Source organism: Streptomyces sp. NPDC059002 (assembly GCF_042740435.1).
In the GTDB taxonomy this organism is placed as follows: domain Bacteria; phylum Actinomycetota; class Actinomycetes; order Streptomycetales; family Streptomycetaceae; genus Streptomyces.
Genome location: NZ_JBHYJI010000042.1, coordinates 1 through 23,377, shown reverse-complemented (window position 1 = coordinate 23,377; position 23,377 = coordinate 1). Strand labels below are relative to the sequence as shown.

Annotated in this window: 13 protein-coding genes and 1 pseudogene; 10 read left to right on the top strand and 4 right to left on the bottom strand. The window is 72.7% G+C overall.

Features of this window, described 5'->3' with window-relative positions; translation table 11 throughout:
* Positions 1 to 89 precede the first annotated feature (89 nt).
* The 6 genes from ACFWZ2_RS30095 to ACFWZ2_RS30070 all read left to right on the top strand — a co-directional run bounded on the left by ACFWZ2_RS30095 (position 90) and on the right by ACFWZ2_RS30070 (position 10,528).
* Positions 90 to 3,314, top strand: coding sequence for an NACHT domain-containing protein (locus ACFWZ2_RS30095; protein ID WP_384550978.1), 3,225 nt, complete (start codon positions 90 to 92; stop codon positions 3,312 to 3,314).
* A gap of 199 nt (positions 3,315 to 3,513) precedes the next feature.
* Positions 3,514 to 5,646, top strand: a complete 2,133-nt coding sequence (locus ACFWZ2_RS30090; protein ID WP_384550977.1) for an ATP-binding protein — start codon at positions 3,514 to 3,516, stop codon at positions 5,644 to 5,646.
* Positions 5,647 to 5,652: 6 nt separating this feature from the next.
* Complete coding sequence (locus ACFWZ2_RS30085) at positions 5,653 to 7,251, top strand: ABC transporter substrate-binding protein (protein ID WP_384550976.1); 1,599 nt, start codon at positions 5,653 to 5,655, stop codon at positions 7,249 to 7,251.
* Positions 7,252 to 7,303: 52 nt separating this feature from the next.
* Complete coding sequence (locus tag ACFWZ2_RS30080) at positions 7,304 to 7,525, top strand: hypothetical protein (RefSeq protein WP_384550974.1); 222 nt, start codon at positions 7,304 to 7,306, stop codon at positions 7,523 to 7,525.
* 207 nt (positions 7,526 to 7,732) lie between these two features.
* Positions 7,733 to 8,884: a ribosome small subunit-dependent GTPase A gene (gene rsgA, locus ACFWZ2_RS30075; RefSeq protein ID WP_384550972.1), complete on the top strand. Its 1,152-nt coding sequence runs from the start codon at positions 7,733 to 7,735 to the stop codon at positions 8,882 to 8,884.
* Positions 8,885 to 9,046: 162 nt separating this feature from the next.
* Positions 9,047 to 10,528, top strand: a complete 1,482-nt coding sequence (locus ACFWZ2_RS30070) for a DNA-3-methyladenine glycosylase 2 family protein (RefSeq protein WP_384550970.1) — start codon at positions 9,047 to 9,049, stop codon at positions 10,526 to 10,528.
* Here ACFWZ2_RS30070 and ACFWZ2_RS30065 read toward each other — a convergent pair.
* The 4 genes and pseudogenes from ACFWZ2_RS30065 to ACFWZ2_RS30050 all read right to left on the bottom strand — a co-directional run bounded on the left by ACFWZ2_RS30065 (position 10,467) and on the right by ACFWZ2_RS30050 (position 14,923).
* Positions 10,467 to 10,835: a PPOX class F420-dependent oxidoreductase gene (locus ACFWZ2_RS30065; protein ID WP_384550968.1), complete on the bottom strand. Its 369-nt coding sequence runs from the start codon at positions 10,833 to 10,835 to the stop codon at positions 10,467 to 10,469. The genes ACFWZ2_RS30070 and ACFWZ2_RS30065 overlap by 62 nt on opposite strands.
* Positions 10,836 to 10,878: 43 nt before the next feature.
* Positions 10,879 to 13,229 (bottom strand): annotated as a pseudogene (locus ACFWZ2_RS30060) (glycoside hydrolase family 95-like protein).
* A 131-nt stretch (positions 13,230 to 13,360) separates the two neighbouring features.
* Positions 13,361 to 13,843: a DUF456 domain-containing protein gene (locus ACFWZ2_RS30055; RefSeq protein WP_384550966.1), complete on the bottom strand. Its 483-nt coding sequence runs from the start codon at positions 13,841 to 13,843 to the stop codon at positions 13,361 to 13,363.
* Positions 13,844 to 13,879: 36 nt separating this feature from the next.
* A complete protein-coding gene (locus ACFWZ2_RS30050; RefSeq protein ID WP_384550964.1) occupies positions 13,880 to 14,923 on the bottom strand; it encodes a helix-turn-helix domain-containing protein in 1,044 nt (347 codons plus the stop codon).
* Positions 14,924 to 15,128: 205 nt separating this feature from the next.
* Here ACFWZ2_RS30050 and ACFWZ2_RS30045 point away from each other — a divergent pair, with 205 nt between their 5' ends.
* The 4 genes from ACFWZ2_RS30045 to ACFWZ2_RS30030 all read left to right on the top strand — a co-directional run bounded on the left by ACFWZ2_RS30045 (position 15,129) and on the right by ACFWZ2_RS30030 (position 23,323).
* On the top strand, positions 15,129 to 18,887 hold the full coding sequence (locus tag ACFWZ2_RS30045; RefSeq protein WP_384550962.1) for a S8 family serine peptidase: 3,759 nt from the start codon (positions 15,129 to 15,131) through the stop codon (positions 18,885 to 18,887).
* Between the two features lie 131 nt (positions 18,888 to 19,018).
* Complete coding sequence (locus ACFWZ2_RS30040) at positions 19,019 to 20,587, top strand: protein phosphatase 2C domain-containing protein (protein ID WP_384550960.1); 1,569 nt, start codon at positions 19,019 to 19,021, stop codon at positions 20,585 to 20,587.
* Between the two features lie 70 nt (positions 20,588 to 20,657).
* Entirely contained in the window at positions 20,658 to 22,400 is a 1,743-nt protein-coding gene (locus tag ACFWZ2_RS30035; RefSeq protein WP_384550958.1) for a pyruvate dehydrogenase, read from the top strand.
* Between the two features lie 155 nt (positions 22,401 to 22,555).
* The gene (locus ACFWZ2_RS30030; protein WP_384550956.1) at positions 22,556 to 23,323 is read left to right on the top strand and encodes a hypothetical protein; all 768 of its coding nucleotides are present in this window, start codon (positions 22,556 to 22,558) and stop codon (positions 23,321 to 23,323) included.
* The last annotated feature ends 54 nt before the right edge of the window (positions 23,324 to 23,377 follow it).

Here is a 23,377-nt window from a genome sequence, read left to right as displayed (position 1 = left end):
TCCCGTGCGACCCGTTCTGCGCCGTAGCCCGCGTCCTCCCGCACCCTCTAGGGTTCCCGTAAGCGGGCCGTTCACGGATGGGGGCTTGAGTGGACGCGGGAACGGTAGGGCTGCGCATCGCGTCGTCGGTGATGGTGCCGCTGATCAAACGGCTGCTGCTGCCGCCGAAGGGGCCGGGCGCGGAGTTCGGCGAGCGGCCCGTACGGATCGGGCGGCTGCTGTCCTTCACCGGTGACCGGCGCACACTCGGCGAGGCCGATCTCTACCAGCTGGCACGGGAGTTGGTCCGCAGGGCGATGCGCGCTGCGGGACCGCACGACCCGCCCATCGCCCCCGACGAGCAGAACGCCGTCGGCTACGCGCTCGGCCACACCCTGCGCGCGCTCGGCGACCTCGACATGGACGACGTACAGGCCTACGACCTCGGCCCCGAGAAGCTCGCCGCCGCCCTGGTGCGGGCCAGCGCCCCGGAGACCCGCGCCCTGCTCAGCGCCGACGCGGCACGGCTGCACGACCGCCTCCTCGTCACCGCCTGCCTGCACCTGGTGCACCAGTTCAGCCTGCGCCCCGGCTTCGCGGGACGCACCCAGGTCGAGGTGCTCCAGCGGCTCGGCCGCCAGCAGGAACAGCTCGAACTGCTCCTGGAACGGCTGCCGTCGACGCCCGCGCAGGACACCGAATTCGAGCGGGGATACGCCGACTACATCGTCGGCCAGCACAGCACCCTGACCATCTACGGCGTCGACCTGCACGACCCGCAGAGCCACGCCTGGCCGCTGGAGACCGCCTATCTGAGCCTGGAGGCCGTGCCCGCCCGCGACCTCGTCGAACCGGTGCCCGCGGTGAACGGCGACGCGGACGGCCGCGGCGTCGACCCCGACCCCGACGCCGAACGCCCCGCAGGCCCCGTCGAGACCGTGCTCGCCGGGCACGACAGCGTCCTGCTGCGCGGCGTCGCGGGCACCGGCAAGACCACCCTCGTGCAGTGGCTCGCCCTCACCACCGCACGCCAGGACCAGGTGCCCGGCCATCTGCCGCAGCTCCTCGGCCGCGTGCCGTTCGTCCTGCCGCTGCGCACCCTCGCCCGCGACGACGCCGAACTCCCCATGCCCGAAGGGTTCCTGCGGTGGATCGGCTGCCCGCTGGTCGGCACCGAACCCGACGGCTGGGCCGTACGCGTCCTCGGCTCGGGACGCGGAGTGCTCCTCGTCGACGGCGTCGACGAGATACCCGAGGCCGAACGGTCCCGCGCACGGACCTGGCTCACCAAGCTGCGCACCACGTTCCCCGGCAACCTCTGGCTCGTCACCACGCGCCCCTCCGCGCTGCCCCGCGACTGGCTCGGCCGCGAGGGCTTCCAGGAGTTCACCCTCACCCCCATGCGGCCCGGGCGCGTACGCCGCTTCATCCAGCGCTGGCACGAGGCGGCGGGCGCCGGCGACGAACTCGCGCAGTCCCTGATGCGGTCGCTGCGCGCCAGCCCCGAACTGAGCCGGCTCGCCACCAACCCCCTGCTGTGCTCGCTGATCTGCGCCCTGCACCGCGAGCGCCGCGGCTTCCTGCCGCAGGGGCGCGTGGCGCTGTACGACGCGGCGCTCTCGATGCTCCTGGAACGCCGCGACCGCGAGCGCGACCTGTACGGACGCCGGGCGCCGACCCTGGACCAGAAGTCCGCGACGGAGCCGCTCAAACGCCTCGCGTACTGGCTGATCCGCAACGAACGCACCAGCCTGAAACGGCAGGACGCCGTCGACCTCATCGAGCGGCTCAGCCCCTCCGTGCCGCAGCTCGCCCGCGCCGGAACCGCCGAGGACGTGCTGCGGCTGCTCCTCGACCGCTCCGGACTCCTGCGCGAACCGGCCGACGACGCCGTGGACTTCATCCACCGCACCTTCCAGGACTTCCTCGGCGCGAAGGCCGCCCTCGAAGAACACGACATCGGGGCGCTCGTCTCGCACGCCCACCTGGACACCTGGGAGGACGTGCTGCAGATGGCCGTCGCCCAGGCCAGGCCCGACGAGCGCGCCGAACTCCTGACCAGGCTCGGCGGACGCGCCGACCGCGAGTCGGACGACGCGGTGCGCGCCCGCCTCCGGCTGCTCGCGCTCGCCTCGCTCGACCAGGCCACCCGCCTCGACCCGGACGTCCGCGAGGCCGTCGAGGAGCGCGCCGCGCAACTCCTGCCGCCCCGCAGCCTGCGCGAGGCACGCGCCCTCGCCGAGACCGGCACCCTGCTGCTCGGCCTGCTGCCCGCCGCCGACACCCTCGAAGGCGACGCCGAAGTGACCACCGCCCACGCGATCTGCCGCATCGGCGGCGACGCCGCACTGGCCCGCCTGCGCGACTTCCTGACCACCCGGCAGTCCGGCGTCCGCGCCCAACTCCTCGGCCACTGGGACCGGTTCGACACCGACGCGTACGCGGAGGAGATCATCCAGCCGCTGCTCGCCGCGGGCGCCGACGAGGCCGTCACCGTACGCTCGGCGGCCGAACTGAAGGCGCTCGACGCCATGCCGGGACTCGAACGCGTCGTACTGCAGGGCGACTTCACCGAGGCGGAGATCCTCGGCGCGCTCGACCCGGAGCGGCTGCGCGAGCTGCGCCTTCGCGGCAACATGCGGCTGACGGGACTCGACTTCCTCACCGCCTTCGGCTCCCTGGAAGCGCTCACCCTGCAGGGCTGCCGGTCCGTCAGCGACACCGCGCCGCTCACCGGCCTGCCCGGGCTGCGCCGCCTCACCCTCGCCGACCTGCCCCAACTGGAGCCCCTCGCCCGGCTCTCCGCCTGCCCCCGGCTCGACTCGCTGATCCTGGGCGCCGCGGTGCCCTGGCGCGGACTGCGCGACCTGCCCCGCCCCGGCGAACTCGAACTGCTCGCCCTGCCGCCGGACGCCGTCGAACTCACCGACGTGACCCGGCTGACCCGGCTGCGCGAACTGCGCCTGCACAACGCGAGCGACCGGCTCAGGCCCGACGACTGGGACGCGCTCCTCGCCCGGCTGGACACCCTGCGCACGCTGCGGCTCTCGCACGACCAGCTCAGCCTGATGCTCTTCCCGCCGGGCACCCCCATCCCGCAGCTCACCCGCCTGGAGGTGCGGGCCCGCCCCGGTGCCGCCGTGTCCCTGCGGCGCACCGCACGGCGTCTCACGGGACTCGAGGAAGTCCACCTCTCGCAGTTCGACGCCGTCGACCTGGTGCACCTGGTGGGGCTGCCGCGCCTGCGCCGCGTACAACTCGACTACCCGGGCGAGGTGTCCGGCGCCGCGGAACTGCCCACGGGCGTCGAACTGGTCGTGCGCCCGCGCACCTGAGCGGCGCACGCAACGCCCGCGCCGCAACCCATCCGCCCCGTCCGGCCCCATACCGCCGGGATATGCCCAACTGCCTGCCCCGAACGCTCTGGCCAGTGGATAGTGAGGGGAGTAACTTCACTGGCCCTTGGGTCAGTTGATCTGCCCTTGGGACAGTTGATCTGGCGGACGGCGAAGGACGGGAGCGGTTTCCAGCGAGATGCACACATCCGAAACGCCTCGGCTGTACGCACGCGATCCGCTCCTGCACTCCCTCGTCCCCGGACTCACCGGCCTTGCCTACGCCCGGCGCGCCCGGGTGCCGTGGGAGTACGACAAGGACCTCCCCGTCGTCCTCCTGACCGGACGGCACGGCATGGGCCGCACCGCGGTGCTCGCCGCCCTGGAGCGGCACTACACCGGACGCCTGCCGCTCGCCCGCGTCGACACCGCCGCCTCGCACCTCGTCGTGGAACTCCTCGAAGAGCTGGTGTGCGCGCTCGCCCCCGACCTGAGCAGACGCTTCCCGCTGCTGCTGCCCGGCCTCGTCGCGGTCGTCGGCGGGCACGGGGACAGCGACCGCGAGCGCTCGGCCGCCGCGGCCCGCGTCGCCCGGCTCCTCGTCGCCTGCGGCCTGGAACCCGGCAGCACCGCCGAGGCCGCCCAGCACTGGTCCGCCCGCGTACGGGCCCGCCTGGAGGGCACGGGCGGCCGGTCCGACGCCCCCGGCCCCCAACCGTCGCGCGCCCAACAGCCCCGAGCCCAACAGCCGCCCGCCCCGCGGCCTTCCGGCGACGCGCCCGCCCGCCACGACCCGCACGCCGTGCACTACGCCGTCCTCGCCGAGTACTTCGAGCGCTACACCCGCGCCCGCAGCGCCGCACCCCTGCGGCAGTGGTACGAGGAGCGCTACGCGGAGAGCGCCCGCGGCGCCGCAGCGCCCGAGGGACAGGACGGCCTCATACGGCTCGCCGAATGGTTCCACCGCGGCGGCGACTACCGGCGCGCGGCCGAACAGACCCTCCTGCACGCCTTCCTCGCCGACCTCGAAGCGGCCCGCAGCAAATGGCAGCGGCTCAACCGCGACCCGCGCCCGCTGGCCCTGCTCGACAACACGCACTCCGCCGCGGGCGCGCGCCTGATCGACCTGATCCTCGAATACCGCGCCCGGCCCGACGCCACCCACCAGGACCCGCTCGTCGTCGTCGCGACCCGCCTCGGCGACGCGCCGCCCGGCGCCACCGACGCCGTACGCCGCGAACTGCCCGACCTGGTCGGCCCGTCCGGCTGGCGGCGCACCGGACACGCCCCGTCGGCCGGACTGCTCGTCGTGCCGCTCACCCCGCTCAGCCGCGAGGACATCCTGCTGATGCTGGACAGCGCGTCCGTGCCGCTGCACCCGTATCTGGCCTCCGCGCTGCACAGCCTGACCGGCGGCCATCCGCTGGCCAGCGCCCTGCTCTGCGACGCCGTCCTGGAACAGGCCGACGCCGCGTCCTCGGGACCCGCGGCAGGACCGCTCGACCCGCGCAACCTCCTCGACCTCACCACTAAGGACGGGAGCCCCGTCAGCCGCGTCATCCTGGAGCGGCTGCTGCCCGCACAGCACCACCGCCAGCGGCTCGTGCCGCTCTCGCTGGCCCGCGACAGCACCGCCGCACAGGCGCTCGCCGCCCATCTGCGCCTCGACGGACCCGAACAGCTGCCCGCGAACGCCGCCGCCGACTACCTGGAAGCCGAGCAGTGGCAGCAGGACACCCCGCAGGACCGCCCGCTGGCCGCCGACCCGCTGCTGCACACCCTCCTCGTGCACGAGGCACGCCGCACCTCGCTCGGCGCCGACTCGCGCCGCGGCTGGCAGGAGATCCACGGCTTCCTCAGGCGCCACCACACCACGCGCGGCGAGGAGAGCGAGGCGGACGCGCTGCGGCACGCCCTGGCGGCGGGGGACGCGCGGACCGTGGTGGCCGCACTGTCCGAGGAGTACCACTCGGAGCAGGACCGACCGAGCGCGCTGCGCTGGCTCAACTGCCTCCGGTACGCGTCCACCGCACCGGCCCCGCCGGCCGCCGACTGGGCCGACGAGCGCGCCGCGACCGCCGCGGGCGCCCACGACGACCGCTACCAGGACATAGACGAGATAGACCGCTGCATCAACAGGCTGCTGCACGGCCTGTGGTACCTCTCCGACGCGCACGCGGAGCCGGAGGCAGACCTGTGCGACGACATCGGCGCCGAACTGGCCTTCCTCTCGCTGCGGCACCAGACGTGGCGCGCGGTCCTGAGCCAGGCCGCCCGCACCTGGCCCGCCGCCGCCCGCGCCAAGCGCCCCCTGCCGCTGCCCGAACTGTGAGGAAGCATGCTCCTGAGTCGACTGAGGCGACGCCGCAACGGATTCGGTCCGCTCGACAAGGCGATCGCCGTCGTGGTGCCGCTCGTCCTGATCGCGGTGGCCGTCGTCGTCTACCTCGCGCTGCGCCCCGATGACTGCGCGGGCGGCCTGGAGAAGCACGGCGGCGAGTGCGTGGGCGTCACCGAGGACACGTTCGACGCCGATGCCGACGTCAAGGACCTGATCAGGGCGGTGGCGGACGAGAACGAACGGGTCAGGCGCGCCTGGGAGTCACCCGCGAAGGGCGAGAACCCCATACCGTACGGGCGCATAGCGCTGATGATGCCGTTCACCTCGGACGACTCCAGCGCCATGACCGCGGCGATGATCCGCCGCGCGCTGGCGGGCGCGCACATCGCCCAGTTGCGGGCCAACAGCACCGGCGGACCGCACTACCAGCTCCTGATGGCGAACGACGGCAAGGACCTCGACCAGTGGCGGCCCGTCGTCGACGGCCTCACCGAGCTGGCCGACGACCGTCAGTCCCCGCTCGTCGGCGTGATGGGCCTGCCCAGCAGCACACCCGAGACGCGCGACGCGATGAACTCCCTGAGCGACCACCGCATCGCGACGGTCGGCCCGGTCATCACGTCCGCCGACATGAACGCCCCGTACTTCTTCAAGACCTCGCCCAACAACCAGCTGTTCGTGGACGCGCTCAGCCACTACCTCAAGAAGAACCCGGCGAAGAAGAAGGGCTTCCTCGTCTTCGACAGCCGCCCCGACGACGTGTACTCGCGCAACCTCCAGCGGCTGATGGAGCAGAAGTTCGGCGCGACATACGGGCTGCGCAAGCGGTCGGCGTCCTTCCTCGGCTCGACGGGACCCGCGGCGGGCATCCCGCAGCGCTTCCAGTCGGCCGCCCAGAAGATCTGCGTGACCGACTCGGACACGGTCTTCTTCGCCGGACGCGACCAGGACCTGCCCGCACTCGTCAAACGCCTCTCGCAGGAGCCCTCCTGCGACCACAGCGACCCCGTGCGGATCCTGAAGGTGGGCATCGGCCTGGAACCGACGCTCACCACCGGCGAGCTCACGAAGATGCTGCGCGACACCAGGACCTCACTCGTGGCCGCCGCCTCCGTCGCCCCCGACTGGTGGGCCAAGAAGAGCGGCGCGCCCGTCGGACTCGGCGACTTCCTGCCGACGTTCACGAAGCTCGACGACCGGTACGCCTTCGGCGCGAAATTCCTCGACGACGGCTACGCGATCATGTACCACGACGCGTTCAAACTGCTCTCCGACGCCTTCGACCGCTCGTACACCGAGGCCAACGAAGGCCGCGGCGACCGGGACAAGACCCCCGACCCGGCCCGCACACCCACCAAGGACGACGTCTACAACACCCTCATCGACGCGAGCATCGTCGACACCGGCGAGACGACCCGCTGCATCGGATGCCTGCGCGGCGCCGCCGGCACCTACGGCTTCGAGAAGTCCTCGGACACGGAACAGTGGCCGGTGTGCAAGCCGGTCCCGGTGATCGAGTATCCGACGCCGAAGGGCGGGGGGTCGCTCGGCACGTACCGGTCGTTCGAGAAGACGTTCAAGAACGGGTGTCCGTAGGGGCGGCGGCGGTCGGCGAGGCCGAGGCCCCGGCCCTGATCGCGGCCTCCCGGTGACCGGCCACGACGAACTGTCCGACCTCACCCGGACGTTCGCCGAACGCGAATGCGGCCTGACCAGTGAAGTCCCGGCGATGACAGGGAGGTTGAGCGCGACCGAGACCACCCCGTGGACCGTGCGCTGCGACGCCAACGGCAACGCGGTGCCGTTCACCGGGGACCGCAGAAAAGGGACCGCGGAAAATAGGTGGCGCCCCGTCGAGGACCCTGGTTAGGCTCTGCCGTGTTCCTTCGGTGACCGGTGACGGTCGCCGTCAGTCGAGTGTGGTCCAGGAGGTGTGAACGATGGCTGTCGTTGAGATGGGCGCTGCCCGCATCCGGACGTTCGTTCATTCCACCTCCGTGGTCTCCGGCTGACCTACCTCTTCTTCCACGCGCCGAGCGGCGCGTGCGCCGGGGCCACCCTTGTGAAGGGTCACCCCTTGTCTTCCTCTTCATCTCAGCGCTCCGCCTCGCGCCCGCACCCCCTCGCCCCGTACGGCTGGGACGCGGACTGGGAGGCCGAGTTCGCCCCGTACGCGGCGCAGGGTCTGCTGCCGGGTCGGGTGGTCCGCGTCGACCGCGGACAGTGCGATGTCGTCACCGCCGAAGGGACCGTGCGGGCCGACACCGAGTTCGTCACCCCGCACGATCCTTCCCCAAGCTCTCGGCTTCGCTCGAGCAGGGGAGGCCCCATCCGGGTCGTGTGCACCGGTGACTGGGCCGCCGTCGACCCGGAGGGCGGCGACCCCCGCTACGTACGCGCGTATCTGCCGCGCCGTTCCTCCTTCGTGCGGTCCACGTCCTCCAAGCGGTCCGAGGGGCAGATCCTCGCCGCCAACGTCGACCACACGATCATCGCCGTGCCGCTCACCGGGGACCTCGACCTCGGCCGCATCGAGCGGTTCCTCGCGCTCGGCTGGGAGTCGGGCGCACAGCCCGTGGTCGTGCTCACCAAGGCCGACCTGGTGCCCGACGCCGTCACGCTCGCGCATCTCGTCCAGGACGTGGAGACCTCCGCGCCCGGCGTGCCCGTGCTGCCGGTGAGCGCCACGTCGGGGGACGGCGTCGACGTCCTCGCCGCGGTCGTCTCCGGCGGTACGTCGGTGCTGCTCGGGCAGTCCGGCGCGGGCAAGTCGACCCTGGCGAACGCGCTGGCCGGGGCCGACGTCATGGCGGTGCAGGCGATCCGTGACGTGGACGGCAAGGGCCGCCACACCACGACGACCCGCAACCTCCTCGTACTGCCCGGCGGCGGGGTCCTCATCGATACGCCCGGGCTGCGCGGCGTCGGCCTGTGGGACGCCGGGAACGGTGTCGGGCAGGTCTTCTCCGAGATCGAGGAGCTGGCCGAGCGGTGCAGGTTCCACGACTGCGCCCACGGGGCCGAGCCGGGCTGCGCCGTGCTCGCCGCGGTGGACGACGGGACGCTGCCCGAGCGTCGGCTCGACAGCTACCGGAAGCTGATGCGCGAGAACCAGCGGATCGTCGCCAAGACCGATGCGCGGGTCCGTGCGGAGCTTCGGCGGGAGTGGCGGCTCCGCGGGGCGGAGGGGAAGGCCGCCATGGAGGCCAAACGAGGGCGCGTTCGGTAGCTCTGCCTGCCCTGGCGGGGCGGGGGAGTGGGGAGCTGCGGGCCCGGTGGGGGCTGGGCGCGCAGTTCCCCGCGCCCCTATTGCGTCGTTCCCCGCGCCCCTTGCGGGGCTCTCAGCGTCGTGTCTGAAATCCGCCAGCCGTCCCGTCCGTACCGGACCACAATGGATGGCGTGATCGATGAAGAGACCAGGTACGAGGCCGTGCGCAGTCGGGATGCCCGGTTCGACGGGGAGTTCTTCTTCGCCGTCGAGACCACGGGGATCTACTGCCGTCCCAGCTGCCCCGCCGTCACCCCGAAGCGTCAGAACGTCCGCTACTACACGACCGCGGCCGCCGCCCAGACCTCCGGCTTCCGTGCCTGCCGGCGGTGCAGGCCGGACGCCGTGCCGGGCTCGGCGGAGTGGAACGTGCGCGCGGACGTCGTGGGGCGTGCCATGCGGATGATCGGCGACGGCGTGGTCGACCGGGAGGGCGTGCCCGGTCTGGCCGTGCGTCTCGGGTACAGCGCCCGCCAGGTGCAGCGCCAGCTCACCGCCGAGCTGGGCGCGGGCCCGGTCGCCCTCGCCAGGGCGCAGCGCGCGCACACCGCCCGGGTGCTGCTGCAGACCACGGACCTGCCGATCACGGAGATCGCGTTCGCCGCGGGATTCGCCAGTGTCCGTCAGTTCAACGACACGATCAGGGCCGTGTACGCGCTCACACCGACCGCCCTGCGCGCCGCGGCCCCCAAGCGCGGCACGGCGCGGGCCACCCCGGCCGCGGGCATCCCGCTGCGGCTCGCCCACCGCGGCCCGTACCAGGCCGCGCCCGTCTTCGATCTGCTCGCCCGCGAGGCGGTCGACGGCATCGAGGAGGTCGTCGGCGAGCCGGGCGACCGCACCTACCGGCGTACGCTCCGACTGCCGTACGGCACCGGCATCGTGGCGGTCAGGGAGGCGGTCCCCGAGCCCGCCGCGGGCGCCGGTTCGAGCAGTGAGGCCATGCACCGCGGGGGCTGGCTCGACGCCCGGCTGCACCTGACCGACCTGCGCGATCTCACCACCGCCGTACAGCGGCTGCGCCGGCTCTTCGACCTGGACGCCGATCCGTACGCCGTCGACGAGCGCCTCGGCGCCGACCCCGCGCTCGCCCCGCTCGTCGCCGCCCGCCCCGGCCTGCGTTCGCCGGGCGCCGCCGACCCCGACGAGTTCGCGGTGCGCGCGCTCGTCGGACGCGAGGGCGCGGCACGCCTCGTGGCGCGGTACGGCAAGGCGCTCGACGCGGCCTGCGGCGTCCTCACCCATGTCTTCCCCGCGCCCGCGGACCTGACCGGCGAGCCGGGCCCGCTCGGCGCCCTGGCCGCGGCCCTCGCCGACGGCACCCTGCGCCTGGACGCGGGCGCCGACCGCGACGACGCGGAGGCGACCCTGCTGGCCCTGCCCGGCATGGACGCGCGCACCGCCGCGCTGATCCGGATGCGGGCCCTCGGCGACCCGGACGTGGATCTGCCCGGCGGGCCGGGGCAGGCCCCCGACACCTGGCGCCCGTGGCGTTCGTACGGCCGCCGTCATGGGTGGGCGGCGGCCGGTCCCGACGGGGGCGTCAGCGGTCGAGGCCCCAACTGTGGATCCACTCCGGATGCACCTGGATCAGTTCCTCGCTGAAGTGCGGGCCCAAGTCGTGCGGTCCGGTGAGGAGTTCGGCCCTGCCCCGGATCTCGACGCCACGGACCCGCCACGGAGTGACGCTGACGATGTCGTCGATCACCAGGGACACCTTCGGGTGCGCCTGGAGGTTGCGCCATTTCTTCGTGGTGGCCAGGGCGTGTCCGCCCACCAGGATCGTGCCGTCGTCCTGCGGGAAGTAGCCGACGGGGTTGGCCTGCGGCTGGCCCTTGGGGTCGACCGTGGCCATGCGGGCAAGCCGCTGGGAGGCGAGGTACGCGCGCTCGGCCGCGCTGAATCGGGTCATGGCGCGAGCCTCGCACGCGGACCCGCGCCGTGGCACGGCCAGGTCATCGGGCGGGCAGGCCCCAGCGGGGCGCGGGCTCGTTGGGCTCGACCGGTGTGATGCGCAGCTCGGGCCGGTCGCCCTTGGCGGTGATCAGCGCGGATCCGCCCCGGCGCAGGGCGAGTTGGATCGTGCCGTCGCCCGCGTCCTCGTGGCCCAGCGGAGCGCCCCGCGCGTCCCGCACCTCGACGGGTCCCTCGATGCCGTGCCGTACGACGCAGGGTGCGCCCGCCTCGCTGACCAGCCGCACCCACCGGGTCCTGCCGCCCTCGCGCACCGCGCTGAGCAGGAAGGCGCCCTGGGTGCGGAAGCCGTGCACCGTGAGGTCGGCCCATGCGGCGGGCAGTGCGGGGAAGACGCGGATGACGCCGCCCCAGGACTGGCACACCATGTCGTGCAGCGACTGGGCGGCGGACAGCGGGGTCTCGATGACCGGGCCCGACTCCTTGTACATGGTGTTGGCCTGGATGAAGCGGGACATCAGCCGGCCGAGGTACGTCAGGGCGTCCTCGCCCTTGCCGAGCAGCGCCGACATGGAGGCCGCGCCGGTGAACGTGTAGCCCTGCAGGGCGCCTTCGAAGCCGACCCAGTGGGCCAGGGACCGTTCGATCAGGGCGCGTTCGTCGGCGCTGCGCCCCGTCACCTCGTACAGCGGGTAGACCGCGAGCAGGTGGGAGTAGTGGCGGTGGGACTTCGCGAAGGGGATGTCCGCGCCGATCATGTAGCCGTTCGCGTCCGTCGGGTACGGCGTGAGCCGGTTCAGGACGTCGCGCCAGCGGGGCGCCGACTCGTCGTCCACGCCCAGGAGTTCGGCGGATTCCAGGAGTGTGCGGCAGGCCCACGTCAGCAGCATCAGGTCGTAGTTGCAGTCCCGGGTGTTGCCGCCGTACTCGGGCGAGAACGTCGCGGGCAGATGCAGCTTGCCGTCCGGGCCGGGGGCCAGGAAGTGCAGGTAGTAGGCGACCGCCTGGCGAAGGAGCGGGAAGAGGACGTCGCGCAGGATCGACTCGTCCATGGTGTGGCGGTAGCTGAGCCAGACGTTGTGCAGGGCCCAGGTGAGGTTGCCGACCTCGGGGGTCGGGGGATCCTGGCCGGGGATGCCGACGCCGTAGCCGCCGTCGGTGACCGCGGCGCCGTTGACGAGGGACGGGTCGGTGGTGCGCGGGATGCCGAGCGAGTCGGCGCGGTAGGCGGGCGCCATCTCCTTGCGGAGGTTGTCCCTGAACTCGCTCAACGCCCGGGTGACGGCGTCGAGTTCGAGGTGGTTGGAGCCGTGGATGAGCCAGTACTCCAGCTGCGCGTTCAGGTTCCACCAGGTGTTGGGCCACGGCGTGGGCTCCAGCCAGGGCCCGCACGTCGCCATCACGGGAGCGTCCCTGCGGGCCGCGGCCGCCGTCTTGTAGAGCTGGATCCAGTAGAAGCGCTGCATCCGGGCGTCGGGCAGGGACAGGAAGCTCTTGCGGTAGAAGGCGTGCCACCAGGAGCGGTGCGGCCGCGCCAGTTCGTCGTACGACAGGTCGGCCGCGTCCCGCACCGCGCGCAGCGCCCGGTCGAGGGCGGTCGGCCGGGGATGGGAGTGCGCCACGTTGACGTACAGCGTCCGCCGTCCGCCCCGGCTCCGCTCGCGCCACGCGGTGACGTACTGCCCGCCCGCCCGCAGCGTCTGGACGGCCGCCGACACCCCGCCGTGCTCGCGCACTTCGGCGGGCGGGTTGGCCTCGTACCCGGCGGGCACGGGCTTGAAGGCGGCCCGTGGGCTGAGGGACTCCGCCGGATGGAAGGCCCACCGGAAGCCGCGCTCGCCGACGCTGGGGGTGACCTCGACGGCAAGCACGGAGCGGGAGTTGTGCACCTGGGCGCGGAGCGTGAGGGTGCCCCGGTCCGTGGTGAGGGTGCCGGTCAGCTCGGCGTCCCGCAGCCGAAGGCGCCAGTCGACGGCGGTGACGGCGCCGACGGGCTCCAGCGTGAAGTGCCCGATCGGCAGCCTGGCCAGGCCGAAGAGGGAGCCGAACTCGGGGGAGGGGGTCCCCCCTGCTCCTTAAGAGCTTGGGGGAGGTCCTGCACCTCGGAGTGCTGCACGTTGAAGCGGATCGCCTTGCCCTGCGCCCCCGGTTCCGCGTAGATCCCGGAGCCGAGGAAGCCGTTGCCGAGGTAGGGGCCCTCGTACCAGGTCGTCGGCATCTCCTGCCAGACGAGGTCGGCGTCGTCGAGGACGGTGCGCCAGGGGTCGGCGTCCGTCTCCCGGGGGTGCGCGGTTGCCGCCTGTGCGGGCAGCGCCCCGACGGCGAGCGCACCGCTGAGCGCGGATCCGGTGGCGAGCACGGTTCTTCTGGACGGGCTCGGTGGCTTGGGCATCGCGCCTCCTGGCGTACTCGCGTACCGATTCATCGGAGCTATCTCCCGCCGCAAGCTAGAGATGAGCCAGGAGCCCGTCAACGATCCGGACGGAATCCGTCAGAGGTCCGATGGATGGGCCCGGATGGCGGTCAGCCCCAGAACACCGCCCCGAGCCACGCCCCCACGATCAACAGGCAGGCGAACAGCTCGGTCAGCACGCTCGTCCCGCCCATCCGCATGGCCGTCCGCGTCGCCGTCACCGCCTCGCCGTGCCCGCCCAGACGCAGCCGCTCCCCGGTGTAGATCCCGCCGATGAAGCCGGGGATCGCCCCGACCACCGGCAGCACGCAGAAGCCGAGCAGCGCACCGGCCCCCGCGAAGACCCCCATGCGGCGGGTTGCGCCGCTCTCCCGCAGCCTTCGGGGCGGCAGCTGCCAGCGCACGGCCTGGGCCGCGAGCAGGACGACGCTCGCACCGACGAGGACGCCCCAGGCCAGGCCGTTCGGGTCCTGGAGCGCCCACCACAGGACCGCGGCCCACACCAGCCACGGCCCCGGCACGCCGGGCACAAGCACTCCGCACAGGCCGAGCAGCAGCACCACGCCGACCAGCAGGAGTTCCCACGCTCCCATCTGCCCAGGGTGCAGGAAGACGGGCGAAATCGCAGGTCAGGTTAGTCCTGGGGCGGGCGGAGCGGACGGGGTGGACGCGGCCGGCGGGGTGCCGTGCGGGCGGCGTGCCACCCAGTCCCTCTCGTACGCGTGCCAGCCCAGCTGGAGCCGGGTGGAGACGCCGGTCAGCTCCATCAGGCGCTTGACCCTGCGCTGCACGGTGCGCAGCCCCAGGTCGAGCTGTTTGGCGACGCTCGCGTCGGTCAGCCCGGCGAGCAGCAGCGACAGGATCTCCAGGTCCGTGCCGTCGGGGCCCTCGGGGGAGTCCTCGGTGAGCGCGCCGTCCTCGCCGAGGCGCAGCGGCAGCGCGTCCCGCCAGACCGCCTCGAAGAGCCCGGACAGCGATTCGAGCAGCCCGCTCGCGTGCACCACGAGGGCGGCGGGCTCGGCCGTGCGGGAGGTCAGCGGCACCATCGCGAGGGAGCCGTCGGCGATCACCAGCTTGGTCGGGACGCGGTCCACCACCCGCACCTGCTCGTCGCGGCCGATCGCCGCCGACAGTTCGGCCAGGCCCGTCGGCAGGTCGAGGACCGCGCGCTCGACGACCACGCGGTAGCTGACGCCGCGCCCCGCCGCCTGTTCCTCCGCGCTGTTCTCCATGCCGGTGACCGCGATGGGCCTGCCGGTCACCAGGGCGCACACCTCGTCGCTCGCACCGAGCTGGAGCTGGAGGAAGCGCTGCGAGACGGCGGCCGCCCCTGTCACCACCTCGACCAGGTCATGGACGGTGGGCTCGGCGGCCTGCGCGCGGTACTCCTCGGCGAGCAGCGTCGCCGCGAGCTCCGCCTTCTCCAGCTCGTGCCGCTGCTGGGTGAGCAGCGCGCCGAGCGCGACACCGGGCGGCGCCGCGACCCAGCGGCCCGCCCTGCCGGACGCCTGCGCGGCGAGACCGTGCCGCTCCAGGCGGCGCAGTGCCCGCTCGGTCTCCGGCTCGCCCAGGGTGAGCCTGCGCGCGAGATCGGGCACGTCGGCCGCCCCCACGGACACCAGCGCCCGATACGCCGACTCGTGCGTCTCGTCCAGACCAATCGCTGCCAGCATGCGGCGACGTCCCTCCCCAAGGCTCCGTTCGCGCGGCGCCGTGGCGGAAAGCGGCCACGGCGTAAACCCGCCCCGGGACATCATCCCCGCACCACCCTTCCCTCTGCCAAGGTGACGCCACCGCAGCACCAACCGCAGCCGCGTATATGGCTTTTGGTCCGAATCGACCTGCGGTCTTGCCATGCCCGACAACCCTGGGAGAGCGATGCGCCCGATATCGCGTACGGCCTTGGGGGCGGCGTCCGCCGCCGTCATCGCCGTCACCGCGGCCGTGCCGTCCACGGCCGCGCCGCGCGCCGCCGCGGCGGAGGACAGACCGCTGGTGGGGAGCGCCCCACGGGACGGGGGCGGCTCCGTCGTCACCCTCGTCACCGGTGACCGGATCCTCGTGACCTCCGACGGCAAGGGAGGCGCAGGGGCGGCCGCGCTGCCCGGCGCCGACGGTGCCACGCCCCTGATCCAGACCCGGCAGTCCGGCAAGGACCTGTACGTCTACCCGGAGGGCGCCGTCCACGCGATCGCCCAGGGCCGTGTCGACGAGGAGCTCTTCAACGTCACCGGGCTCGTCCGCCAGGGGTACGACGACGCGCACGCCAAGAAGCTGCCGCTCATCGCCGTGTACGACAAGTCCGTCGACGTCACCCGCTCGCTGCCCGCGGCCCCGCGCGGCGCCGAGCGGGGCCCCGTCCTCGAACCCGTCGACGGCGTCGCCCTGAAGGCCGACAAGAAGCAGGCCGCCGCCTTCTGGGCGGACATCGCGAACCCCAGGTCCCGTGCCGCGGGCGACCTGACGAAGCTCTGGCTCGACGCCAAGGTCGAGGCCACGCTCGACACGTCGACGAAGCAGGTGCACGCCCCCGAGGCGTGGGCCGCGGGCTACGACGGCAAGGGCACCAAGGTCGCCGTCCTCGACACCGGCGTCGACGCCGAACACCCCGACCTCAAGGGCCGGATCGGCGCGACGAAGAACTTCACCGACTCCCCGGACGGCGAGGACCGCCAGGGCCACGGCACCCACACCACCTCCACCGTCGGCGGCACCGGCGCCGCGAGCGGCGGCAAGAAGAAGGGCGTCGCCCCCGGCACCGAACTGCTGCACGGCAAGGTCCTCAACGACAGCGGTTCCGGCGCCACTTCCTGGATCATCGAGGGCATGCAGTGGGCCGTCGACCAGAAGGCCGACGTCGTCTCGATGAGCCTCGGCAACCCCGCGCAGACGGACTGCACGGACCCGATGAGCACGGCGACCGAGGAACTCGCGCAGTCCGCGCAGAACACCCTCTTCGTCATCGCCGCGGGCAACACAGGACCGAGCCTCAACTCCGTCTCCTCGCCCGGCTGCGCGCCGAGCGTCCTGACCGTCGGCGCCGTCGACCGCGACGACACCACCGCGAGCTTCTCCAGCCGCGGCCCCGCGTACGGCTCGCACACCCTCAAGCCGGAGATCGCCGCACCCGGCGTCGGCATCTCCGCCGCCGCGGCGGGCGGCCGCGGCGTCTACGCGTACCAGTCCATGAGCGGTACGTCGATGGCGGCCCCGCACGTCGCGGGCGCCGCCGCCCTCGTCAAGCAGCGCCACCCCGACTGGAGTTCGCGGCAGATCAAGGCGGCCCTCGTCGCGTCCGCGGACAGCGGCATCTCCGGTGACGTCCGCGGGACCGGCGGCGGACGGCTCGACGCCAAGGCCGCGATCGACCAGCGGGTGCTCGGCTCCCCGGCCGTGCGGGGCGGCAGCTTCGGCTGGCCGCAGGACTCCTCGGACCGCACCACGGTCGACGTGCCATACACCAACACCACTGACAAGACAGTGAAGTTGAAGCTGTCGCTCCAGGGCGTCACCGGCAACGACGGCTCCGCCCCGCGCTCCACGGTCGCCGCACTCGGCGCGCGCTCCGTGACCGTCCCGGCCGGGGCCACCGCCAAGGTCCCGCTGAAGCTCACCCCCGACGCCGACCTCAAGCGCGGCCAGTACGGTGACATCACGGGCCGCGTCCTGGCCGCGGCGGACGGCGGCACCCACGTCTCCACCCCGTTCTCGCTCTACGTCCAGCCGGAGACCGTCAGCCTCCGCGTGAAGCTGATCGACCGCAACGGCAGGCCCGCCGACGGCGCTTCGTCCCTCGACCTCATCGGCACGGACACCGCGAGCGGCGAGCGCCGCTTCAACGAGGGCGCCAACGACCAGACGTACCAAGTACGCCCCGGCGCCTACTTCTTGACGGGATTCATCGCCACCCCGGACGCCTCGGGGGACGGCAGGCTGACCGACTCCCTCACCCACATCGCCCGCCCCCAGATCGAGGTGAAGAAGGACACCACGATCACCCTCGACGCCCGCAAGGCCCACCGCCTCGCCGTCAGGACCGACAAGGCGTCCGAAGTGCGCGGCGCCACCCTCGCGTTCGCCCGCACCTGGGGCAGGGACAACTGGCTGCACGCGGGCACCGCGGCGGGCCCGCGCACCATCCGCGGCTACTACCAGTCGGTCGAGGGCAGGACGTCCGAAGGCACCTTCGAGTCGGGCAGCTACTGGCGCGCCGCGGCACCCCAGATCTCCGAACTCGCCGTCGCGGGCGGCAAGTCGCTGCACCCCGTGACCGCGTCCACCGGCTCCGCCAACCTCGACGGCACCGGCAGGGCGGCCGTCGTCGACGCGAAGTCCGGCACGCCGGAGCAGCTCGCGGCCGCGGGCGTCAAGGGAAGGATCGCGCTCGTCGAGGTCCCGGACAGCGGCAACGCGACCACCGTGGCGGCCGACGCGAAGAAGGCGGGCGCCGTCGCCGTCCTCGCCCACCGCGCCGCTCCCGGCCGCTGGTACCCGTCCGCGGGCCTCACGGGATCCCCACTGCCGGTCCTCGGTATCCCGGCGGACGAGGCGGCGTACGTACTGGCCCAACTCGGCTCCGGAACAGTCGAATTGAAGTGGAAGGCGACGGCCAGGAGCCCCTATGCCTACCACCTCGCGTTCCCCGAGTCCGGCCAGATCCGCGACGACCGCACCTACCGCGTGCGGGACAAGGACCTCGCGGCGAACGAGGCGACGTACCGGGCGATGGGCGTGGCCACGGACTACGTGGACCTGCCGTCGGCCGTGCGCCCCACCGGCCTGGAGGTCCACTTCGGCGACATCGCCTCGGTCCCGGCCCCCGGAAAGCGCATCGAGTACTACTCGGCGGGCACGACGGGCTGGGGCCACCAGGTCTCCAGCAGCTTCCCGTACGGCGAGTTCATGATCGACCCGGTGCGCACGTACACGAAGGGCGAGCGCCGCACCGAGACCTGGTACGACGGGGTCCTCACGCCCGGCGCGCCGCGCGCCGCGGACGGCGGGCAGGCGCTCGCCGGTGAGCGGCAGGGCAACCAGATCGGTGTCGCACCCGGCTTCTGGTCCGACGCCGAACACGCCGGAATCCAGGGGAGTTTCGGCGACATCGGCTCCGTGGAACTCAAGCGGAACGGCGAGGTCGTCGGCAACTCCGGCTGGCCGTACGGGGTGTTCACCGTGCCCGCCGAGGACTCCGCGTACGAACTCACCCTGAGGACCCAGAAGATCGGGTCGCAGGTCTGGCGGCGATCGGCGTCCACGGAGACCACCTGGTCCTTCCGCTCGCACCTCGACGAGTCCGCGTACTCGCAGGGCATCCCGATGCTCTTCCCGACGTACGCCCTGCCCGAGGACGGCCTCAAAACACTCGCGGCGAAGGACGGACAGCGGATTGAACTCGCCGCGACGGGGCACTCGGGCTACCAGCCGGGCGCGCTCACGGAGGCGCAGCTGTCGTACTCCTACGACGAGGGCAGGACCTGGGTGGCGGCCACCACCGCCCAGCAGAACGGCACATGGAGCGCGACCGTGCACCACGCGGGCGCATCCGGCAAGCAGGTCTGGCTCAGATCCCAACTGACGGACGCCCACGGCAATTCCGTCACACAGACCGTGGCCCGCGCCTACGACGTGCGCTAGCCACACCGGTTCCGCCGGACGGTCCTCCCGTGGGGGGTGGGGCCGTCCGGCGGGCTCCGTGTCACTCGTATGGCGGCCGGAATTTCCGGATGCACCGTTTTCGTACGGCTCCTGCGGTGGACAATAGGGGCATGAGCCAGCAGGGGGAGAGGCGCACCGGTCGCGACGACGACTGGTGGGGGCAGCTGTACGACGACTCCGCACAGGACACGGGCCCGACGCCCGCACCGGACACCCTCGACGACAGGTTCGCCTCGGCGTCCGGCACAGTGAAGGAAGGGTTCCGCACCCCGGAACCCCCCACACCACCACCTCCCTTTGCACCCGCGGACACGGCGGCCCCGCCACCGCCCCCACGGATGGACACCCTCACCCTCAGGGGCACGGACGAACCACCCGCACCGGAGCGACGCCCCCCGTCCGCAGGCGAGTCCCCACCCGAGGACCCGCCCCCCGATCGCCCTGCTCAACAGGCGTCGTACGCCGACGAGTTCACACCCCACGCGCCCCACGCGCCCGCGGTCCCGCCCCCGCCCCGCACCGGCCCCGCCCCCTGGCAGCCGCCCACCGCGCCCGCCGGCCCCGTGACCTTCTCCTCCTCGTCGGAGGGGGCGTCCGGCGACTCCTCGCAGCCCTCATCGGAGAAGCCCCGCCCCGCCGTGCCCGCCTCGCGCGCTCCCGAGGAGACGGAAGAGCCGGTGCGCCCGTCCGGTACCGGAGCCTCCGCGGCGCCCGCCGTTCCCGAGTACGTGGGGGACGGGCCGCCCACCTACGAGGCCGAACCCACCGTGCTGCCCGCCGCCGACCCGGACGACCTCGGGGACCTCGTCGCCGACACCGTGCTCGACGGCGCACGCTACGGCTCCAGCACGCTGCGCGCGGTCTCCGTGCGCGGCGACTCCGCCAGGTACCGCGGCGAGCCCCGCCGCGACGCCCTGCTCACCGCCCGCTTCGGGACCGGCGAGAGCGCCCTGGTCCTGGTGGCCGTGGCGACCGGCGCCCGCGCCACCCCCGGCGCGCACCGCGCCGCGGCGGAGGCGTGCCAGTGGATCGGCAGGGCCGTGGGCCGCAGCCACCGGCGGCTCGCGGAGGACATCAGGGCCGCCCGGCGCGGCGACCTGAAGTCGGGACTGCACCGCCTCACCGACCGCAGCCTCGGCAGGCTCCGCGCGCACGCCGCCGACCTGGGCCTGGAGCCCGAGGAGTACGCGGCGTCGCTGCGCTGCCTGCTGCTGCCCGCCGACCCCGAGTGCCGCACCCGCGTCTTCTTCGGCGTCGGCGGAGGCGGCCTGTTCCGGCTGCGGGACGGCGAGTGGCAGGACATCGAGCCGCGCGTCGCCGACACCACGGGCGACGCCGTGGTCGGCTTCGGCTCGCTGCCCCCGCAGACCCCGGAGGGCGACCGGCTCACCATGGACCTGGGCATCACCACGCCCCCGAGCCCGTACGAACCCGCCCCCGAGCCGCCTCGCGACCCCTTCCGCTTCCGTGCCTCGGTCGCCCGCCCGGGTGACGCCCTCGTGCTGTGCAGCGGCGGCCTCGCCGAACCGCTGCGCGGCGAGCCCGAGCTGTCCGAACACCTCACCCGCAGGTGGCAGAAGAGCGGCCCGCCCGGTCTCGCCGCCTTCCTCGCGGACATCCAGGTCAGGGTGAAGGGATACGCGGACGACCGGACCGCCGCCGCCGTTTGGGAGGCATGACGGCCGCACCTGTGAATTCATGGAACCCAAGAGACGACCGGGTCCACGGGTTACAAGGGGTGCGTGCAGCATGGCCAAGCAGAACGTCGCCGAGCAGTTCGTCGACATCCTCGTCCGCGCGGGCGTGCAGCGTCTGTACGGGGTCGTCGGCGACAGCCTGAACCCCGTGGTGGACGCGATCCGCCGCACCCCGGAGATCGACTGGATCCAGGTCAGGCACGAGGAGACCGCGGCCTTCGCGGCGGGTGCCGAGGCCCAGATCACCGGCAAGCTCGCGGCCTGCGCGGGCTCCTGCGGCCCGGGCAACCTCCACTTGATCAACGGTCTGTACGACGCGCACCGCTCCATGGCCCCGGTCCTCGCCCTCGCCTCGCACATCCCCTCCAGCGAGATCGGCCTCGGCTACTTCCAGGAGACCCACCCCGACCAGCTGTTCCGCGAGTGCAGCCACTACAGCGAGATGATCTCCAGCCCGAAGCAGATGCCGCGGCTGCTGCAGACCGCCATCCAGCACGCCGTCGGGCAGAGCGGCGTCAGCGTCGTCTCGCTGCCCGGCGACGTCGCCTCCGAGCCCGCACCGGAGAAGGCCGCCGAGACCGCCCTCGTCACCTCACGGCCCTCGGTGCGCCCCGGCGACGCGGAGATCGAGAAGCTCGCCGCGATGATCGACGAGGCCGACCGCGTCACGCTGTTCTGCGGCAGCGGCACCGCGGGCGCCCACGCCGAGGTGATGGAGTTCGCCGAGAAGATCAAGTCCCCGGTGGGCCACGCCCTGCGCGGCAAGGAGTGGATCCAGTACGACAACCCGTACGACGTCGGCATGAGCGGCCTGCTCGGCTACGGCGCCGCGTACGAGGCCACCCACGAGTGCGATCTGCTGATCCTGCTCGGCACGGATTTCCCGTACAACGCCTTCCTGCCCGACGACGTGAAGATCGCCCAGGTCGACGTGCGCCCCGAACACCTGGGCCGCCGCTCGAAGCTGGACCTCGCGGTCTGGGGCGATGTGCGCGAGACCCTGCGCTGTCTGACCCCGCGCGTCTCGCCGAAGACGAACCGCAAGTTCCTCGACAAGATGCTGAAGAAGCACGCGGACGCCCTGGAAGGCGTCATCAAGGCGTACACGCGCAAGGTCGAGAAGCACATCCCGATCCACCCCGAGTACGTCGCGTCCGTCCTCGACGACCTCGCCGCCGACGACGCGGTCTTCACCGTCGACACCGGCATGTGCAACGTCTGGGCGGCCCGCTATCTCACCCCCAACGGCAAGCGCCGCATCATCGGCTCCTTCAGCCACGGCTCGATGGCGAACGCCCTGCCGCAGGCGATCGGCGCCCAGTTCATCGACCGCAGGCGCCAGGTCGTCTCCATGTCGGGCGACGGCGGCTTCTCGATGCTGATGGGCGACTTCCTCACCCTGGTCCAGCACGACCTGCCGGTGAAGGTCGTCCTCTTCAACAACTCTTCTCTGGGAATGGTGGAGTTGGAGATGCTGGTCGCGGGCCTCCCCTCGTACGGGACGACGAACCACAACCCGGACTTCGCCGCCGTCGCCCGCGCCTGCGGTGCCTACGGCGTACGCGTGGAGAAGCCCAAGCAGCTCGCGGGCGCCCTGAAGGACGCGTTCGCGCACAAGGGCCCCGCCCTGGTCGACGTCGTCACCGATCCGAACGCCCTCTCCATCCCGCCCAAGATCAGCTCGGAGATGGTGACCGGCTTCGCGCTCTCCGCGAGCAAGATCGTTCTGGACGGCGGTGTGGGCCGGATGGTGCAGATGGCCCGGTCGAATCTCAGGAACGTGCCGCGGCCCTGACCTCGCACAAGGCGGGACGACGGCGCCTGCGCGACTGGATCGGCGCCTGCGCCGTACGAGTGGAAGACAGGGCCGGGTGGAGGACTCTTCGGTGCGGCGCGGAAATGTCACCAAGTGACCATCACACTTTCTCCACAGGAAGGTCCGTGACACCCATGTCGTCCTACCGTCGCGTCTCCGCCGTCGCCGTCGCCGCGCTCCTGATCTCGGGAGTCACCGCTCCCGCCGCGCTGGCCGCGACCCCCGACAAGGCCCCCGCAGCCACCACCGTGGCGCCGAGCCCCGACAGCCCGCTGGTCGGCGCGGGACTCTCCCTCGACCTCAACGCCGCTCTCGACCTGGAGGCCCACGGCATCGTGGCCGCCGCGGTCGGCGGTGCGGTCGACGTCGACGGGGCGGTCAGCCTGACGGTCGGCAAGGGCAGCAGGATCACGCACAGCAAGGGCAAGATCCTCGGCGGCAAGGTGCTGCTCAAGGGCGGCATCCAGCTGTCCAAGGGCGCCAAGAAGGTCGTCATCTCGAACGTCGCCGTGGACGTCAAGACCGGCCTGATCACCGCCAAGGTCGGCGCCAAGGCCAACGTCCGCATCGGTGCCGTCGCCAACCCGGCGAACGTCGAGGTCGAGCTCCTGGAGGGCTCGACCAACGCCACCCTCAAGCTCGGCAACGACGGCATCATCCTGAACGCCGGCGTCATCGCGAGCATCGACACCACCCTCGGCACCTGCCTGTCCACCGACGTGGACCTCGACACCGGCGTCGCGGTGGACGCCGCCCTCGACGTGGACGCCAACCTCGCGGTGGGCACCCGCCTCAACGCGGACCTGATCGTCGCGCTCGGCCTCGACGCCGACATCGACATCAGCCTCGGGGTGCAGGGGCTGCTCGACGCGGTGCTCGACGTCGACATCAGCCTGTTCTGACCCGGGGACTTCGTCCCTAAGGCCGGTGCCCGGCCCCGAGAGGGGGCCGGGCAC

What these genes read in the sequence shown, in the direction of transcription:
- ACFWZ2_RS30090 (WP_384550977.1), top strand. Translation starts at nt 3,514, where the DNA reads ATGCACACATCCGAAACGCCTCGGCTGTACGCACGCGATCCGCTCCTG.
- ACFWZ2_RS30085 (WP_384550976.1), top strand. Translation starts at nt 5,653, where the DNA reads ATGCTCCTGAGTCGACTGAGGCGACGCCGCAACGGATTCGGTCCGCTC.
- ACFWZ2_RS30070 (WP_384550970.1), top strand. Translation starts at nt 9,047, where the DNA reads ATGGATGGCGTGATCGATGAAGAGACCAGGTACGAGGCCGTGCGCAGT.
- ACFWZ2_RS30065 (WP_384550968.1), bottom strand. Translation starts at nt 10,835, where the DNA reads ATGACCCGATTCAGCGCGGCCGAGCGCGCGTACCTCGCCTCCCAGCGG.
- ACFWZ2_RS30055 (WP_384550966.1), bottom strand. Translation starts at nt 13,843, where the DNA reads ATGGGAGCGTGGGAACTCCTGCTGGTCGGCGTGGTGCTGCTGCTCGGC.
- ACFWZ2_RS30050 (WP_384550964.1), bottom strand. Translation starts at nt 14,923, where the DNA reads ATGCTGGCAGCGATTGGTCTGGACGAGACGCACGAGTCGGCGTATCGG.
- ACFWZ2_RS30045 (WP_384550962.1), top strand. Translation starts at nt 15,129, where the DNA reads ATGCGCCCGATATCGCGTACGGCCTTGGGGGCGGCGTCCGCCGCCGTC.
- ACFWZ2_RS30040 (WP_384550960.1), top strand. Translation starts at nt 19,019, where the DNA reads ATGAGCCAGCAGGGGGAGAGGCGCACCGGTCGCGACGACGACTGGTGG.
- ACFWZ2_RS30035 (WP_384550958.1), top strand. Translation starts at nt 20,658, where the DNA reads ATGGCCAAGCAGAACGTCGCCGAGCAGTTCGTCGACATCCTCGTCCGC.
- ACFWZ2_RS30030 (WP_384550956.1), top strand. Translation starts at nt 22,556, where the DNA reads ATGTCGTCCTACCGTCGCGTCTCCGCCGTCGCCGTCGCCGCGCTCCTG.